This window comes from Streptomyces pyxinicus (assembly GCF_024753135.1).
In the GTDB taxonomy this organism is placed as follows: domain Bacteria; phylum Actinomycetota; class Actinomycetes; order Streptomycetales; family Streptomycetaceae; genus Streptomyces; species Streptomyces pyxinicus.
Genome location: NZ_JANUGP010000021.1, coordinates 13,022 through 31,878, shown reverse-complemented (window position 1 = coordinate 31,878; position 18,857 = coordinate 13,022). Strand labels below are relative to the sequence as shown.

At 76.4% G+C, this 18,857-nt stretch carries 1 protein-coding gene; it reads right to left on the bottom strand.

Annotation, left to right across the window (positions count from 1 at the left end):
• Positions 1 to 13: 13 nt before the first annotated feature.
• Positions 14 to 18,583 (bottom strand): non-ribosomal peptide synthetase, encoded by an 18,570-nt coding sequence (locus NX794_RS24485; protein ID WP_258781025.1) that lies wholly within the window; start codon positions 18,581 to 18,583, stop codon positions 14 to 16.
• Positions 18,584 to 18,857: the final 274 nt, after the last annotated feature.

The window sequence follows — 18,857 nt, the reverse complement described above, 5'->3', positions numbered from 1 at the left end:
GATCGTCGGATCCTCACCGTTCGTCGTGGTCGGGGCCGCCGTACGCGGCGTCTTCGAGTTCGCTGAGCACCTGTTCCTCCACCAGTTCCGCCAGGGCGGCGACGGTGCGGGAGACCAGGACGTCGCGCGGGGTGAGGTCCACCCCGAAGAGGTCGTTGGCGCGGGACGCGATGAGCAGGGCGCGCATCGAGTCGCCGCCGAGCAGGAAGTAGTCGTCCTCGGCGCCCACGGTGGTGCCGAGGGCCTCCTCCCAGAGGGCCGCCACGGCCTCCTCGGTGGGGGTGCGGGGCGCCACGTGCTCGGCCGGGACGACGGTGGCGGCGGGGGCCGGGGCGGGCAGGGCGGCCCGGTCGGTCTTGCCGTTCTCGGTGAGCGGGAAGCGGTCCAGGGCGACGAACGCCGTGGGCACCATGTAGCCGGGCAGCGACCGGGCGGCGAGGGCGCGCAGTTCCGCGTCCGCCGGGGGTTCGGCGCCGGGGGCGGTGAGCAGGTGGGCGACCAGCCGGGGCAGGCCCGGCTCGTCCTCCCGGACGCTCACCACCGCGTCCAGGACCCCGGGGTGCCGAGTCAGGGCGGCCTCGACCTCGCCGGCCTCGATGCGGTGGCCGCGCAGCTTCAGCTGGTGGTCGGTGCGGCCCAGGTAGTGGAACTCGCCGTGGCCGTCGCGGCGCACCAGGTCGCCGGTGCGGTACATGCGGGTGCCGGGCGGCCCGAAGGGGTCGGCGGTGAAGCGGGCGGCGGTCAGTCCGGGGCGGCCGAGGTAGCCGCGCGCCAGCGCGGGCCCGCTGAGCCAGAGTTCGCCGGGGACGCCGTCGGGGACCGGGCGCAGCCGGGCGTCGAGGACGTAGGCGCCGGTGGCGGGCAGCGGGCGGCCGATGGGCGGGGCGGCGCCGTCCGGGCTCAGCGGCGCGGACCAGGTGGCGACGACGGTGGCCTCGGTGGGGCCGTAGGAGTTGACCATGCGGTGGTGCGGGGCCCAGCGGGCGACCAGGTCGGCGCCGCACGCGTCGGCGCCGACGATCAGCGTCTTCAGGTCCGGCAGGGTGCCGGGCGTTTCGGGCGGCAGGGTGGCGAGCGCGGCCGGCGGCAGCAGGGTGTGGGTGACGTGCTCGGCACGCAGTACCCGGGCCAGCGGTTCGCCGAGCAGCGGTCCGGGCTCGGGGACCACCAGGCGGGCGCCGTGCGGCAGGGAGGCGCACAGTTCGAGGACGGAGGCGTCGAAGCTGGGCGTGGCGAAGGCCAGCACCCGGTCCCCCTCGGTCACCTGGTAGTGGGCGGCCTCGGCGGCGGCGAAGGCGGCGATCCCGCGGTGGGTGACGACGACGCCCTTGGGGGTGCCGGTGGAGCCGGAGGTGTAGATGACGTACGCCGGGTCGTCCAGGTCGAGCGGGCGCCCGCGGTCGGCGTCGGCGGGCCGGTGGCCGGGGCTGTCGCCGGCCTGGTCGGCCAGCAGCGCGGCGACCTCCTTGGCGTCCAGGGTGAGGGCGGGGGCCGCGTCCCGGAGCATGAGCGTGATCCGCTCGTCCGGGTAGGCGGGGTCGACGGGCAGGAAGGCGGCGCCCGCCTTGGTGACCGCGAGCTGGGCCAGCACCATGTCGAGCGAGCGGGGCAGCAGCAGCGCCACGATGTCGCCGGGTCCGGCGCCGCGGGCGATGAGCCGGTGGGCGAGGCGGTTGGCGTGCGCCTCGGTCTCGGCGAAGGTCAGCAGCCGGTCGGGGTCGCCGAGCGCGGGTGCCTGGGGCCATCGGTCGACGGCGGCCTCGATCAGGGCGGGCAGGGTGGCCGGGGTCACCGGTTCCCGCTCCGGCCGGGCCGGGCCGCGCAGCAGCCGGGCGCGTTCCTCGGGGGGAAGGGTGTCGAGGTCGTCGAGGCGGGCGGTGCCGTCGGTGGCGGCCAGCGCGCGCAGGGTGTGCAGCAGTTGTCCGGCGAGGGAGCGTGCCGTCGCGGCGTCGAAGTGGCGCGGGTCGTAGCCGAGTTCGACGGCGAGCCGGTCGCCGGGCGAGACGACCACGGTGAGCGGGTAGTTGGTGGCCTCGCGGGCGTCCAGGTCGCGCAGGGTCAGGCCGTGGGCGCCTGCGGTGGCGTCCCCGACCGGGTAGTTCTCGAACACCACCAGGCTGTCGAACATCTCGGTGCCGGGCGGCAGTTGGGTGAGGCCGTGCAGGTCGCCCAGGGGCATGTGGTCGAACCGGCGGTCCTCCGCCCGCGCCTCCTGCAGGGTGCGCAGCCAGGCCGCGCAGCGGGCGGTGCCGTCGACGTGGGCGCGGGCGGGCAGGGTGGTGATGAACAGGCCGGTGATGGTGTCGGCGCCGGGCAGGTCGGACGGGCGGCCGGAGACGGTGGTGCCGAAGCACACGTCCGGCGCCCCGCTCCAGCGGGCCAGCAGCAGCGCCCAGGCGCCCTGCACCAGGGTGTTGAGGGTGAGCCGGTGCCGGCGGGCGAACTCCTGGAGCGCCGCCGTCTGCTCGGTGCCCAGGCGCTCGGACAGCCAGGTGTCGGAGCGGGCGGTGGTGTCCGGGGCGGGCCGGCGGTCGTAGGGCAGCGGTGTCGGCGCGGTCAGGTCGGCGAGGGCGGCGCGCCAGTGGTCGCGGGCGCCGGCGGTGTCACGGCCGGCGAGGTGGGCGGCGTAGTCGGCGAACGGCCGGCGTTCGGGCAGCAGGGGCCGCTCCCCCCGGGCGAGGGCCGCGTGCGCGGCGAGCACGTCGCCGAGGACGTGGAAGACGCTCCAGCCGTCCAGCAGGACGTGGTGGAAGGTCCACACCACGCGCACCGAGTCCGCTCCGAGCCGGGCCAGGGCGAGGCGCAGCAGCGGCGGACGGTCCAGGGCGATGCCCAGGGCCCGTTCCGCGCCCAGGAGTTGTTCCAGTTCGGCCGGGTGCCGGTCCGCAGGCAGGGTGCTCCAGTCGTGCCGGGTGACCGGCAGGGTGACGTCGCGGTGGACGGTCTGGAGCGGGACGGGCACGCCGTTCAGGACGACGGCGGTGCGCAGCACCGGGGTGCGGTCGACCACGTGCTGCCAGGCGGCGGCGAGCAGGTCCGGGTCGCCGGCCCCGTCCACCACGAAGGTGATCTGCTCGACGTACAGGCCGTGGGCGGCCTCGTCCATGCCGTGCACGACCATGCCGGTCTGGGTGGGCGTGAGCGGGTACACGTCCCGCACGTCCCGGCCGGTGCCGGCGATCCGGTCGACGGCGGCCTGGTCGAGCGGGGCCAGCGGGAAGTCGGACGGGGTGCGGCCGCCGGCGCCGGGCTCGGCGCAGTGCCGTACGAGTGCCCGCAGTTCGTCCGCCAGCTCGGCGGCGAGCCGCTCCACGGTCTCGCGGCGGTGCAGGCCGGTGGAGTACGACCAGGCGAACTCCAGCCTGCCGTCGGTCACTTGGCCGAGGACGTCGAGGAGGTGGGGGCGGTCGGCCGAGCGGTCCATGCCGCCGGTGAGGCCGCCGTGGGGCTCGTGCAGCAGGCCGCCGGAGTCCGTCCGCCGGTCCTGCCGGCCGAGGTAGTTGAAGCTGATCCCGGGCAGGTCCGGCAGGTTCCGGCCGGCCGTCGGGTGCAGGTGGCGCAGCGCGCCGTAGCCGACACCGCCCCGGGGTACGGCCCGCAGGTTCTCCTTGACGGCCTTGAGCACGGTGCCGGTGCCGGCGTCCCGTGCCACGTCCAGGGCGACCGGGTACAGGGTGGTGAACCAGCCGACGGTGCGGGAGAGGTCGACGTCCGCGAAGAGGTCCTCGCGGCCGTGTCCCTCCAGCGCGACCGCCACCCGGTCCTGCCCGGTCCAGCGGGCCAGCACCCGGCCGAGGGCGTACAGCAGGACGTCGTTGACGCGGGTGCGGTAGGCGTCCGGGACGTCCTGGAGGAGCCGCCGGGTGTCCTCGGCGTCCAGTCCCGCCGACACCGTCTCCTCCTCGGCGGCGGTGTTGGCGCCGCCGGGGTGGTCGACGGGCAGCGGGCCCGGGGCGTGCTGGGCGCGCCAGTGCGGGACTTCGTCGTCGAAGCCGCCCGCCGCGGTGTGCGCGGTGAGCCGCTGGGCCCAGGCCCGGAAGGAGGTGGTCTTGGCGCCGAGGCTCGGGCGTTCGCCGGCGCGCAGGGCGTGGTAGGCGGTGTCGAGGTCCTCCAGGATCAGCCGCCAGGACACCGCGTCCACGACGAGGTGGTGGGCGGCGAGCACCAGCACCGGCCGCCCGCCGCCCTCGCCCCGGCACAGCGCGGCCCGCAGCAGCGGACCGTGCGCCAGGTCGAAGCCGCCGGCCAGGCGCTCGGCGAGACCGGGGGCGGGCGGCCCGTCGTGGACCTCCAGGTGCGGCGCCTCCCCGGGCGCGGTGCCGTGCTGCCGCCAGGTCCCGTCGCCGGCCGTCCCGAACCGCAGCCGCAGCGCGTCGTGCCGTTCCAGTACGGCGACCAGGGCGGCCCGCAGCAGTGACTCGTCGGTGTCCTCGGCCAGGTGGTGGGCGACCGCCTGGCTGAAGTCGGCCGGGTCGCCGGAGAGGGTGTCGAGCAGCCAGTGCTGGACCGGGGTGAGCGGGGTGTCGCCGATGACCGGGCCCTGCTCGGCCATGACCGGGGAGTCGGGCAACTCCTCCGCCGCCGAGGCGAGTTCGGCGAGGGTCTGGTGGGTGAACAGGTGGCGCGGATTGAGGGCGAGGCCGGCCCGGCGGGCGGCGGAGACGATCTGGATGCCGAGGACGGAGTCGCCGCCGAGCGTGAAGTAGTTGTCGTCGGCGCCGACTTCGGGCAGGCCCAGCACCTCGCACCAGATGGCGGCGAGGGTGCGTTCGGTCGCGGTGGCGGGCGGCCGGCCGGTGCCGGTGCCGGCGGTCCACCGCGGGTCGGGCAGGGCCCGCCGGTCGAGTTTGCCGGTGGCGCCGAGCGGGAGGTGGTCCAGCGGCACCACGAGGGCGGGCACCAGGTGGTCGGGGAGGGTGCGGGCGAGGAAGGCGCGCAGGTCCGCCGGGTCCGGCAGGCCGGCCGCGGCGGGCACCGCGTAGCCGACCAGGCGGCGGTGGCCGTCGTGCTCGACCACGCGGGCCGCGGCGGCGGCCACGGCGGGGTGCCGGGCCAGTGCCGCCTCCACCTCGCCCAGCTCGATACGGAAGCCGCGCACCTTGACCTGGTCGTCGGCCCGCCCCAGGTAGACGATGTCGCCGTCGGCGGTCCAGCGGGCCCGGTCGCCGGTGCGGTACATGCGGCTGCCGGGCGGCCCGAACGGGTCGGGCAGGAAGCGGGACGCGGTCAGTCCGGGCCGGCGCATATAGCCCCGGGCCACTCCGGTGCCGGCGAGGAACAGTTCGCCGGGCGCGCCGACGGGCACCGGGCGCATCCGCTCGTCCAGGACGTAGCCGCGGGCGCCGCCGAGCGGCCGGCCGATCGGCGGGTCGCGGTCGGGATCGGCGGGGTCGCAGGTGAACGCGGTGGCGTAGACGGTGGCCTCGGTGGGGCCGTAGATGTTGCGCACCTCGCAGCCGGGCACGGCCGCGCGGACCTGCCGTACGGTCCGGGCGGGCAGCCCCTCCCCCGCGAGCACCACGGTGTCGGCGCTGACGTGCACGGTGTCCTCGGCCAGCAGCCGGCCGAGCGCGGAGGGCACCGCGCTGAGCAGTCCGGCCCGCCACGGACCCGGCCGTTCGGCGAGGGCCAGCAGGTCGCGGACGATCTCGACGCAGCCGCCGGACATCAGGGGCGAGAAGATCTCGAAGACCGACACGTCGAAGTTGAGCGAGGTGGACGCGACGACGTGCTCAAGGCCCCGGCCGGTGAACTCGGCCGCCGCCCAGTCGGTCAGGGCCAGTACCGAGCCGTGCGCGACGACGACGCCCTTGGGGCGGCCGGTCGAGCCGGAGGTGTGGATGACGTAGGCGGGGTGCTCGGGCAGCAGGGTGGCGTGCCGTTCGCCGTCGCCGACCGGGGCGGCGGAGGCGGCGGCGAGCCGCCGGGCGCGGTCGGGGTCGTCCAGGACGATCCGGGTGTACGTCCCCTCGGGCAGCCGGCCGGCCGTCGCGGTGGCCGTGACGACCGCGAGGGGCCGTACGTCCTCGAAGAGGAACGCGATGCGCTCGGCGGGGTAGCCGGGGTCCACCGGCAGGTAGGCGGCGCCGCTCTTGAGGACCGCGAGGAGGGCCACGACCAGGTCGGCGGTGCGGGGCAGGGCGAGGGCGACGTACCGCTCGGGGCCGGCGCCGGCGTCGATGAGCAGCCGGGCCAGCCGGTTGGCGCGCTCGTCCAGTTCGCAGTAGGTGAGCAGGTCCGCGCCGTGCCGGACGGCCGGTGCGCCGGGGGTCAGGGCGGCCTGGCGGGCGAAGGCCGCCGGCAGGGTGTCCCGGGGGGTCGTGACCTGGGCGCCGCCGAACCGGTCGAGCAGTTCGCGGCCCCGGGCGGGGTCGGTGAGCGGCAGGTCGGCCAGGGTGGTGCCGGGCGCGGTGGCCATCGCGGTCAGCAGGGTGCGCAGGCTCTCCCCGAGCCGCTCGACGGTGGGCGCGTCGAAGGCGGCCGGGTCGTAGTCGAGGCTGACGTCGAGGGTGTCCCCGGGGGCGACGACCACGCTGAGCGCGTAGTTGGTGGGCTCCAGGTCCCGTTCCGTCTCCATGGCCAGGCCGTGCCGGGCCAGCGCGCCCTCGTCGAAGGGGTAGTTCTCGAACACGACGATGGAGTCGAACAGGTGGGTTCCGCCGGGTACCTCGCTCCAGCTGCCCAGCTGGGCCAGCGAGACGAAGTCGTGGCGCCGGGCCTCGGACTGCGCGGCCTGGAGGTCGCGCAGCCAGTCCAGCAGCGGGCGCCGCCCGTCGATCCGGGCCCGGGTGGGCAGGGTGTTGATGAACAGGCCCACCATCGCGGTGACGCCCGGCAGTTCGGCCGGCCGGCCGGAGACGGTGGTGCCGAACACCACGTCGTCACCGCCGCCGTAGCGGGACAGCAGCAGCGCCCAGGCGCCCTGCAGGACCGTGTTGACGGTGAGTCCGGCCTGCTGGGCCGTGTCCCGCAGTCGCGCCGAGGTCCCGCCGTCCAGCGTCACCCGTACCGTGCCGGACGAGGAGCTGTGGTGGGCCTCGGTGGCGCGGCGGTCGCGGGGCAGTTCGGTCGGGGCGCGGAACCCGGCGAGGGTGGCGCGCCAGTACTGCTCGGCCTTCGCGGTGTCCTGCGCGGCCAGCCAGCCCAGGTAGTCGGCGAAGGGCCGGCGCGCGGGCACCTGGGCGGGGCGGCCGCCGGTGAGGGCCGCGTAGCGCTCGCACACCTCGTCGAAGACCTGGGCGGCGCTCCAGCCGTCCAGCAGGATGTGGTGGAACGTCCACACCAGCCGGACGCGTTCGGGCGTGAGCCGGATCAGGGTGAGCCGCATCAGCGGCGCGGTGCCGAGGTCGATGCCGGCCCCCCGGTCCTCCTCCACGAGCCGGTCGAGGTCGGCCGCGCACCGGTCGGCGGGTTTCCCGGTCCAGTCGTGGTGGACGACGGGCACGATGACCCGGTGCCGGATCACCTGCACGGGTTCGGCGCTGTCCTGCCAGGCCGGGTGGGAGCGCAGCACCGGGTTGGCGTCGACGGTCCGCTGCCAGGCCTCGGCCAGGGCGCGCGGGTCGGTGACGCCGGTCAGCACCAGCTGCACCTGGTTGACGTAGGTGCGGCCGTCCGGGTCCAGCAGGCTGTGGAAGAGCATGCCGGACTGCATCGGGCTCAGCGGCAGGAGGTCTTCGACGGCCCGTCCGTCGCCGGCCAGCTTGTCCACGGCCTGCTGGTCCAGGCGGGCGAGCGGGAAGTCGGAGGGGGTACGGCCGCCCGCGTCCGGTCGGGCGCAGTGGGCGAGGATCTCCTCCAGGGCGCGCAGCATGCCCTCGGCGAGGCCGGTGACGGTGCTCTCGTGGTGCCGGGCGGCGCTGTAGTGCCAGCCGATCTCCAGTTGGTCGTCCTCGACGCGGGCCACCACGTCGAGCAGGTGGGCGCGCTCGGCGTCGGGTGCGTCGGCGCCGCCGAGGCCGCCGGGCACCGCGCGGATCAGGGTGCCGTCGGCGGCGGACCAGTCGAACCGGCCGAGGTAGTTGAAGCTGATGCCGGGCATCGGCGCGGCCACCAGCCGGGGGTCGCGGGCGAGGTGGCGCAGCGCGCCGTGGCCGATCCCGCGTTCGGGTACGGCCCGCAGCTGCTCCTTGACCGCCTTCAGGGCGCCGCCCCAGTCGCCGGCCGGGACGCTGAGGGCGACCGGGAAGAGCGTGGTGAACCAGCCGACGGTGCGGGACAGGTCGACGTCCTCGAACAACTGGTCCTCGCGGCCGTGTCCTTCCAGGCCGACGGCGACGCTCTCGCGCCCGGTCCAGTCGGCCAGCACCCGGCCCAGCGCGGTGAGCAGGACGTCGTCGATGCGGGTGCGGTAGACGGCCGGTACCTGGCGGAGCAGTGCGTCGGTGCGGCGCCGGTCGAGCCGTACGGTGACCTCGCGGACGTCGGCCATGGTGTTGCCGCCGTCGGCGTCCTGGGGCAGCGGCTCGGCGCAGTGCCCGGCGGTGCGGCTCCAGTGGGCGAGCTGTCCGGTGAAGCCGCCGGCGTCGGTGTGGGCGCGCAGCCGGCGGGCCCACTCCCGGACGGAGGTGGTGCGGGCGGGCAGGCGTACCGGCTGTCCGGCCAGGGCCTGCCGGTAGGCACTCTCCAGGTCCTCCAGCAGGATGCGCCAGGAGACGCCGTCGACCACCAGGTGGTGCACGGCGAGCAGCAGGCGGGCGGCGCCGGAGCCGCCGGTGAACAGGCGGGCGGTGAGCAGCGGGCCGGTGCCGAGGCGGAACGACTCGTGTGCCTCGGCGGTGGCGCGGGCCTCGGCCTCGCGGGCCGCCTCGGGGCCGGGTCCGTCGAGGGGGCACACGGTCAGCAGGTCCGGGGCGGGCGCGTCGGCGTCGGTGACCTCCTGGTGCCAGGCGCCGTCCGCCGTGGTGGTGAACCGGGAGCGCAGGGCGTCGTGGTGGTGCCACAGGGCGGTCAGCGCGCGGCGCAGGGCGTCGGGGTCGGTGTCCGGCGCGGTCTCCACGAGGACCGACTGGTCGAAGACGTCCGGCCAGCGCGGCCCGGGGTCGAGGAACCAGTGCTGGATCGGGGTGAGGGGCACCTCGCCCTGAACCGGTTCGGTGCCGGAGACGGCCGCGGCGGTGCCGGTGGCCGCGGCGAGCCGGGCCACCGTGGGGTGCCGGAACAGGTCGCGGGGGGTGAGGGCGAGGCCGGCGGCACGGGCACGGGAGACGACCTGGATGCTGAGGATCGAGTCGCCGCCCAGCATGAAGAAGTTGTCGTCGACGCCGACCCGTTCGACGCGCAGCAGCTCCGCCCAGATCCCGGCGAGGACCCGCTCGGTGTCGGTGCCGGGGGCGCGGTAGGCGCTGTCGCCGCCCGCCGACCAGTCGGGCTCGGGCAGCCGCCGCCGGTCCACCTTGCCGTTGGCGGTCAGCGGCAGCCGGGGCACCGGGACGAACGCGGCGGGCAGCATGTAGTCGGGCAGGTCGGCGGCCAGGTGGGCGCGCAGCTCCGTCGCGGCGGGCACGGCGGCGCCCTCGGCCGGGACCAGGTGGGCGGCCAGCCGCTTGCGTCCGTCGGCCGTGTACGGCGACACGACCGCCTCGGCGACGGCGGGGTGCGCGGTGAGCCGGGCCTCGATCTCGGCGGGCTCCACACGGAAGCCGCGGATCTTGATCTGGTCGTCCGCGCGGCCCACGAAGTGCAGTTCGCCGTCCGCGCTCCAGCGCACGATGTCGCCGGTGCGGTACATGCGCGCCCCGGGCTCCCCGAACGGGTCGGCGAGGTAGCGGGCGGCGGTGGCTCCGGGCCGGCCCGCGTAGCCACGCGCCAGGCCGGCGCCGGCAATGTACAACTCACCCGGGACGCCGGGCGGCTGGGGCTGGAGGGCGCCGTCCAGGACATAGGCGCGGGTGTTGTCCAGCGGGCGGCCGATGGGCAGGACGGCGGGCAGCGGGTCGCCGGCGCGGAAGGGGCGCCGGGTGGCGAAGGTGGTGGTCTCGGTCGGGCCGTAGCCGTCGACCACGGTGAGGGCGGGGCAGGCGTCCAGGACCCGGCGGACGACGGCGCCGGGCACGGCCTCGCCGCCGGTCCACACCTCGCGGGCGCCGCGCAGGCAGGCGGGGTCCTCCTGGGCGAGCAGCCGGAACAGGCCGGCCGTCAGCCACAGGTGGGTGACACCGCGTTCCGTGAGCGCGTGCCGGACCGCGGCGGCGTCCAGGTCGGCCGGCGGGGCCAGCACGGCGGTGCCGCCGCGCAGCAGGGGCACCCACACCTCGTAGGTGGCGGCGTCGAAGGCGTGCGGGGAGTGCACGAGCACCCGGTCGTGCCCGGCGAAGGCCCGGTCCAGGGCGAGCGCGGCCACGTCACGCTGGCGGACCGCGACGCCCTTGGGGGTGCCGGTGGAGCCGGAGGTGAACATCAGGTACTGGACGTGGTCGGGATGCGGGGCGTCGGTGCCGGGGACGCCGGGTGCCGCCGTGCCGTCGTCAACGCGCCGGACGCCGTCGCCGGGCAGCAGGTCCCGGGCGGTCTCCTCCCACTCGGCGTCGGTGAGCAGCAGGGTGACGCCGGCCTCGGCGAGCATGCGGCGCAGCCGCTCCTGGGGTGCCCGGCCGTCCAGCGGGACGTATATTCCGCCGGTGCGGACCAGCGCGAGCTGGGTGACGATCAACTCCACGGACCGGTCCACCAGCACGCCGACGGGACGCTCGGCGCGCACTCCGAGGGCGGTGAGGCGCCCGGCGAACTCCGCTGCTCGGGCGTCGAGTTCGCGGTAGGTGAGGCGTTCGTCGCCGGCGTCAAGGGCGATCGCGTCGGGGGTGCGCCGTACCTGTGCGGCGAAGAGGTCGGCGACCGTGGCCTCGGGCAGCTCGGTGGCGGTGTCGTTCCAGGTGCGCAGGACCTGTGCGCGGCGCTCCGCCGTCAGCAACGGGAGCCGGGCGGGCGCCCGTTCCGGGTCGGCGGCCATCTCGGTGAGCAGGACGGTCAGGTACTCGGCGAGCCGCCGCACGGTGGCGGCGTCGAACAGCTCCAGGTCGTAGCCGAGGCGCAGCGCCAGTTCGGTGCCGGGGTAGGCGACCAGGCCGAGCGGGTAGTTGGTGGTCTCGATGCCGTCCAGGCCGCTGAGGGCGAGGCCGTGGGCGGCGGCGAGGTCGTCGTCCACCGGGTAGTTCTCGAAAACGACGATGCTGTCGAACAGGGCCGCGCGTTCCGGGAGTTCGGTGAACGCCTTGAGCCGGTTCAGCGGCAGATGGTCGTGGCGGCGGTCCTCGCTCTGGTCGCGCTGGAGCGTGCGCAGCCAGTCCCGGAGGGTGCCGTCGGCGGGGACCGTGACCCGGGTGGGCAGGGTGGTGATGAACAGGCCGGTCATGGACTCGGCGCCGGCCAGCTCCGCGGGGCGCCCGGACACGGTGGTACCGAAGACCACTTCGTCGCGCCGTGACTGACGGGCCATCAGGACCGCCCAGGCGCCCTGCACCAGGGTGTTGAGGGTCAGGCCCGAGGTGCGCGCCAGCTCCTCCAGGGCCCGGGTCGCGGCCTCGGGCACGGTCACCCGGACGGCCGCCGTGGACTCGGCGCGGTGGGTCTCGCGGGGTTCGCGGTCGTAGGGCAGCGGTGTGGTCTCGTCCAGGCCGGTGAGCCGCTGCCGCCAGTGCGTCTCGGCCTCGGCGCGGTCGCGCTCGCGCAGCCAGGCCACGTAGTCCCGCCAGGGCCGGCGGTCGGGTACGGCCGGTGCGCCGGGCCGGCCGGCGAGGACGCTGTGGCGGGCGAACACGTCCGACAGGACCTGGAAGAGGCTCCAGCCGTCCAGCAGCAGATGGTGGAAGGACCACACCACGCGGACGGCGGTGCCGGAGACCCGGGCGAGCAGCAGGCGCTGGAGCGGCCCGCCGGCCAGGTCGATGCCGGCCGCGCGGTCCTCGCGCAGCAGGTCGTCCAGCCACGCGCGGGTCTGGTCGGCGCTCGCGTCGCGCCAGTCCAGCACGGTCACCGGTACGGCGGTGGCGTGCCCGACGACCAGCAGCGGTTCGGGCACGTCCTGCCAGACCACCCGGCCGCGCAGCACGGCCGTGGCCTCGGTGACCTGCTGCCAGGCGGCGGCGAGGAGGTCGGGGCGGTCCACGCCGTCCAGGACGAACGTGAGCTGCTGGAAGTAGACCCCGCGGTCGTCCTGGGAGAGGCCGTGGAAGAGCATGCCGGCCTGGGTCGGCGTCAGCGGCAGGATGTCCTCGACGGTGCCGGGGGCGTCGCCGACGACGCGGTCGACGGCCGTCTGGTCGAGCGGGGCCAGCGGGAAGTCGGACGGGGTGCGGCCGGCGGCGTCGGGCCGGGCGGCGTACCGGGCGAGGTCGGCCAGCGCGTCGGCGTAGCCGTGGGCGAGGGCGCCGACGGTGGCCTCGTGGTGGACCTGGTCGGAGTAGAACCAGGTGAACTCCAGCGCGTCGCCGTCGAGCCGGCCGACGACCTCCAGGGCGTGCGGGCGTCCGGCCGCCGGGTCGGCGTCCAGTTCCAGCGGCCGGAAGGTGCCCCGGTACAGGCCGGTGCCGCCGTCCTCCAGGCTCATCCGGCCCAGGTAGTTGAAGCTGATCCGGGCCGCCGGGGCGGCCGGTTCCGCGTCGCCGGGCGCCAGGTGGCGCAGCGCGTCGTGGCCGATGCCGTGCCGGGGTACGGCCCGCAGCTGCTCCTTGACCTGCTTGAGCACCGTGTCCCAGGGGGCCTGTCCCGGCACGGCGAGGGCGACGGGGTGGCGGGTGGTGAACCAGCCGACGGTGCGGCTGACGTCGAGGTCGGCGAAGAGTTCCTCGCGGCCGTGGCCCTCGACGTCGACCACGACCCGTTCCTGGCCGCTCCAGGCGCACAGGGCACGGCCGAGCGCGCCCAGCAGGACGTCGTTGGCGCGGGTGCGGTAGGTGTCGGGCAGGGTGCGCAGCAGGACGGTGGTGTCCTCGGCGCTCAGCCGTACGGTGACGGCGCGGGCGGAGGCGTAGGTGTCGGGGCCCGGCAGGTCGACGGGCAGGGCGGTGCCGTCCGGCGCGGCGGCCTGAACCCAGTAGGCGCGTTCGTCGTCGAAGCCGCCGTCGGCGGTGTACGCGGCCAGCCGTCGCGCCCACTGGCGCACCGGCGAGGACTTGGCGGGCAGGGCCGCCGCGCCGTCCGCGTTGTCGCGGCGGGCGCGGTAGGCGCGGTCCAGGTCCTCCAGCAGCACCCGCCAGGACACGCCGTCCACGACCAGGTGGTGCACGGCGAGGTGCAGGACGGGGGCGCGGCCGGTGCCCCGGTCGTGGAGCACGGCCCGCAGCAGCGGCCCGCGGGCCAGGTCGAAGGGGCCGAAGTGCGGGGTGTCGGTGTCCGGGCCGGTGTGCCGGGCCAGGGTGATCCGGTCGCCCGCGTCGGCGATGTGCCAGGCGGGCGGGGTGCCGGCGCCGGTGTCGAAGCGGGAGCGCAGGGCGTCGTGGTGGGCGACGAGGTCGTTCAGCGCGTGTTCGAGGGCCGCCGGGTCGAGGTCGTCGGGCAGCAGCACCGACAGGGCCTGCGCGAAGTGCCCGGCACGCTCGGCGTCCGTCTCGAACAGCCAGTGCTGGATGGGAGTGAGCGGTGCGGGGCCGGTGGGCTCCACCGGGGTCTGTCCGGGCTCCCGCGGGCCGGCGGCGGCGTCGGCGCAGCGGGCCAGGGCGGCGACGGTCTGGTGCCGGTAGACGTCGCGGGAGGTGACGGTCAGGCCCTCCTGCCGGGCCCGTGCCACCACCTGGATGCTCAGGATCGAGTCGCCGCCGAGTTCGAAGAAGTTGTCGTCCACGCCGACACGTTCGACGCGCAGCACCTCGGCCCAGACGCCGGCCAGCAGCCGCTCGGTCGGGGTGCGCGGCGCGACATGGCGTACGGCGCGGGTGGCCGGCCCCGGCTGGGGCAGCCGGGCGCGGTCGAGCTTGCCGTTGGGGTTGAGCGGCAGCTCGTCCAGGAGCAGCACGGTGGCCGGGACCATGTAGTCGGGCAGGGTCCGGCCGAGCGTCCGGCGGGCGGACTCCGGCTCCACGCGCTGTCCGGGTACGGCGACGACGTAGCCGGTCAGCCGCCGGTTGCCGTCGGTCTCGGTGACCGTGACCGCCGCCTCGGCGACCCCGGGGCAGCGGCGCAACGCCTCCTCCACCTCGCCGAGTTCGATGCGGAAGCCGCGCACCTTGACCTGCTGGTCGGTGCGGCCGACGTACTCCAGCTCGCCTTCGGCGCTCCAGCGCACCAGGTCTCCGGTGCGGTACATGCGCGCACCCGGCGCGCCGAACGGGTCGGCGACGAACCGCTGGGCGGTGAGCCCGGGACGGCCGAGGTAGCCGCGCGCCAGTCCGCCGCCGCCCAGGTACAGCTCACCTGTGACGCCCGGTGGTTGGGGGCGCAGCCGGGAATCGAGGACGTAGGCGCGGGTACGGGCCACCGGCCGGCCGATGGGCGGTGCCTGGTCCGGCACCCGGTCCCCGGCGAACCAGGCGGTGGCGTACACGGTGGCCTCGGTGGGGCCGTAGATGTTGGCGATCTCGCAGGACGGCAGGGCCGCCCGCAGGTCGTGCACCGTCTGCGCGGACAGCGCCTCGCCGGCCAGGACGACCGTGTCGGCCGCCACCGGTGCCGTACCCCCGGCGAACAGCCGGGACACCACCGACGGCACCCCGCTGACCAGCCCGGCCCGCCGCTCCCCCGGGTCGGTGAGGGCGGTGGCGTCGGCGACCACCTCCACGCTGCCGCCGGCCAGCAGCGGGCACAGCAGCTCGAACACGGAGACGTCGAAGTTGAGGGAGGTGGAGGCGACCACCGGGGCCGTCCCGCGGTGGCCGAACCGTTCGGCCGCCCAGGCGGCCAGCGCGGCGACCGTGCGGTGGGTGACCACGACGCCCTTGGGGCGGCCGGTCGAGCCCGAGGTGTAGATGACGTACGCCGGGTGGTCGGGCAGCAGCGGGCGGAGCCGGTCGGCGTCGGTCACGTCCGCCGCCTCCGCTCCGGTGGTGACGCCGCCGTCGGGGCCCCCGATGATCAGCGGGTCGCAGTCCGCGGGCAGGGCGGCGGCGGTCTCCGGGGTGGCCACGACGAGGGCGGGCCGGGCGTCCGACAGCATGAAACGGATGCGCTCGGCCGGGTAGTTCGGGTCGACGGGCAGGTAGCCCGCGCCCGACTTCAGGACCGCCCAGAGGACGACCGGCAGCTCGGCGGTGCGCGGCAGGCAGAGCGCCACCAGCGTCTCCGGTGCCGCGCCCCGGGATATCAGCCGCCGGGCCAGGCGGTTCGCGCGGCGCTCCACCTCGGCGTAGTCCAGCCGGTCGGTGCCGTGGGTGACGGCGACGCGGCCGGGGGTGCGGGCGGCCTGGGCGCGGAACAGCTCGGGCAGGGTGACGTCGTCCGCGTCCCGGGCGGGGACCGGCGGGTTCCAGGAGTCCACGAGGGTGCGCTGCTCGTCCTCGGAGAGCATGGGCAGCTCGGCCAGGCTCTGTCCCGGGCCGTCGGCCATCGCCTCCAGCAGCCGGTGCACATGGCGGGACATCCGGGCCACGGTCCGCGTCTCGAACAGGTCGGTGTTGAACTCGGCGGTCAGCACACAGCCGCCGTCCGCGTCGGGGGTGAACTCCAGCACCAGGTCGAAGCGGGCGGCGGGCCGGGGCAGCGGATGGTCGTCGAACCGCAGGCCGCCCGCGCGGGGCGCCGGGGCGGTCGCGGTCTGCTGGACGACGAGGGCCTGCACCAGCGGGGTGCGGCTCGGGTCCCGGGGCGGGGCCAGCTCCTCCACCACCCGGTCGAAGGGCACCGCGTCGTGGGCGAAGGCGTCCAGCAGCGTGGTGCGCATGCCCTCCACGAACCGGTCGACGCTGGCCCGCTCGTCCACCTCGGTGCGCAGCACCACGGTGTTGGCGAAGAAACCGACCACGTCCTCCAGGTCGCGGCGGCCGCGCCCGTTGGTGATGGTGCCGAACGCGACGTCCCGCTGCCCCGAGTAGCGCGCGAACAGCAGCGCGCAGGCCCCGGCCAGCACGGTGAACACGGTGGTGCCCCGGCCGGTGGCCAGAGTGCGCAGCCGGGCCATCAGGGCGGGCGGCAGCTGGTGCCGGTGCCCGGCGCCCGCGGTGGTGCGCACGGCGGGCCGAGGCCGGTCGACGGGCAGCTCCAGCTGCTGGATGCCGTCCAGGTGCCGGCGCCAGTAACGCAGGTGCTCCGCGTCCGCCGCCGAGCCGCGCTGCCGCTGCTCCCAGACCGCGAAGTCCGGGTACTGCACGGCCGGTTCGGTGAGGGCGTCCGGCTCGCCGGTGGTCTCGGCGTGGTAGAGCGCGGCCAGTTCCCGGGTGAGGATGCCCACGGACCAGCCGTCGGTGACGATGTGGTGCTGGGCGAGCAGCAGCAGGTGGTCGACGTCGCCTAGCCGGACCAGCAGGGCGCGGGTGAGCGGGCCGGCCGCGAGGTCGTGCGGCCGGCCGAGTTCCTCGGTCAGCAGCCGTTCGGCGGCCTCGTCACGGCGGGCGGCGGGCACGCCGGCCAGGTCGGCGGTGCGCAGCGGCACCTCCGGGTCGGCGGCGATGTGCTGGGCGCCCTGGCCGTCCACGGTGCGGAAGGTGGTGCGCAGCGCGTCGTGCCGGGCGGCGAGCCGGTGCAGGGCCCGGCGCAGGGCCTCGGGGTCGAGGGTGCCGCGCAGCCGCAGGGTGAGGCCGGTGTGGTACTCGGCGCCGCCGTCGGTGAGGTCGTCCAGGAACCACAGCCGGCGCTGGGCGCTGGACAGCGGCAGGGTGCCGGTGCGCGGCGCGGCCGGGATCGGCTCGGCGGGCGCGGCGGTGGCGGGGTCGCCGAGCAGCGGGGCGAGGGCCTCGACGGTGCGCGCCGTGAAGACGTCCCGGACGGTGAGCCGGGCGCCGAGGTCGTCGCGGATCCGGGACAGGGCACGGGCGGCGAGGATGGAGTCGCCGCCGAGATCGAGGAAGTCGTCGGTGACACCGACCGCGTCGACACCGAGGACGTCGGCCCAGATCGCGGCGAGGGCCTCCTCACGCGGGGTGCGCGGCGCCACCCTGCCGACGCGCGGGGCCTGTTCGGGGGCGGGCAGGGCGGCCCGGTCGGTCTTGTTCTGCGCCGTGAGCGGCATCCGGTCCAGCACGACCACGGCGGACGGCACCAGGTGGGCGGGGAGGGCCGAGGCGAGGGCCGCGCGCAGGGAGGCGGGGTCCGGGGGCGCGCCGGGGTCGGCGGGGGTGGCGTAGCCGACGAGGCGGGGGCGGCCCGGTTCGTCCTCGCGGACCACGACGACAGCCTCGCCGACGCGCGGGTCCCGGCTCAGGGCGGCCTCGATCTCGCCCGGCTCCACGCGGAAGCCGCGGATCTTCACCTGCCGGTCGAGGCGTCCCAGGTAGTCGAGTTCGCCGTCCGGGCGCAGCCGCACCCGGTCACCGGTGCGGTACAGCCGGGCCCCGGGCGGGCCGAACGGGTCGGCGACGAAGCGGCCGGCGGTCAGACCCGGGCGGCGCAGGTAGCCGCGGGCCACGGCGTCGCCGCCGATGTACAGCTCGCCGTCCGCGCCGGGCGGGACGGGCCGCATCCCGGGGTCGAGGACGTGCACGCGGGTGTGCGGCAGGGCCGCGCCGATCGTCGGGGTGCCCTGGCCGGCGGCGAGCGGTCCGGTCCAGGTGGCGACGATGGTGGCCTCGGTGGGGCCGTAGGAGTTGATCATGCGGCGGCCCGGTGCCCAGCGGTCCACGAGGCTCGCCGGGCAGGCCTCGGCGCCCACGATCAGGGTGCGCAGCCGGCGTCCGGTGCCCTGGGCGGGGTCGGGCAGGGTCGCCAGCGCGGCCGGCGGGATGAGGGTGTGGGTGATGCGGTGCTCGTCCAGGACCGCGGCGAGTTCGTCGCCGAGCCAGGGGCCGTCCGGCGGGACCACGAGGGTGGCGCCGGTCAGGACGGACACGAACAGCTCCAGCACGGAGGCGTCGAAGCTGGGCGAGGAGAACTGGAGGACCCGGTCGCCGGGGCCCACGGCGTACCGCTCGGCGGCGGCCGCGGTGAAGCCGGCGATGCCCCGGTGGGTGACGGTGACGCCCTTCGGGGTACCGGTCGACCCGGAGGTGTAGATGACGTAGGCGGCCCGGTCGGGACCGGCCCCGCGTGCCTCGTCCTCCCCCGCGCCCGCGCCGTCCCCGTGCTCCAGCAGGGCGGCGACCGCCGCCGGGTCGTCGAGCGTCACGGCCGGCGCCGCGTCGGCGAGCATCAGCGCCCGCCGCTCGGCGGGGTAGGCCGGGTCCACCGGCAGGAAGGCGGCGCCCGCCCGGGCCACGGCCAGCTCCGCCGCGATCAGCTCCATGGAGCGCGGCAGCACCAGCGCGACCACCCGGTCCGGGCCGGCGCCCGAGCGCACCAGGTGTCCGGCCAACCGGTCGGCGCGGTCCGCGAGTTCGCGGTAGGACCAGGTGCGCCGGCCGTCGGTGAGGGCGGGGGCGTGCGGGGCGCGGGCCACCCGGTCCGCGAAGAGTTCCCCGAGCGCCGGGTACGCGGGCGCCGGGGCCGCGGTGTCCTCCGGCCGTGCCACGTCGCCGCCCTGGGGTCGCGGGGTCGCCGGTACGGGCGTGTCGTGCGGGTCCGTCATGGGTCCAGTCCTTTGAAAGCTGTGGTGCGCACGGGTGGCTGGAGGAGAGAGGGGCGGGCGTCCCACCGGGCGCGAGGGCGCGACAGGGGTGGGTCACGGCGCGGGGGTGCGGGCGGGCGACGGCGCGCCGGCGGCCGGGCTGCGGTGCGGCGGGGCTGCGCGGTGCGCGGAGCCCCTACGGCACCTGCGGCCGGGTCCGGAGGGCCGCCGCGCGGTCACGGCGCCCGGTACCGGACGGTCCGGTGCCGGCGGCGGGGCCGGTCCGGAAGACCGC

Excerpts from the sequence above, each read along its gene's own strand:
- NX794_RS24485 (WP_258781025.1), bottom strand. The coding sequence starts at position 18,583 with ATGACGGACCCGCACGACACGCCCGTACCGGCGACCCCGCGACCCCAG.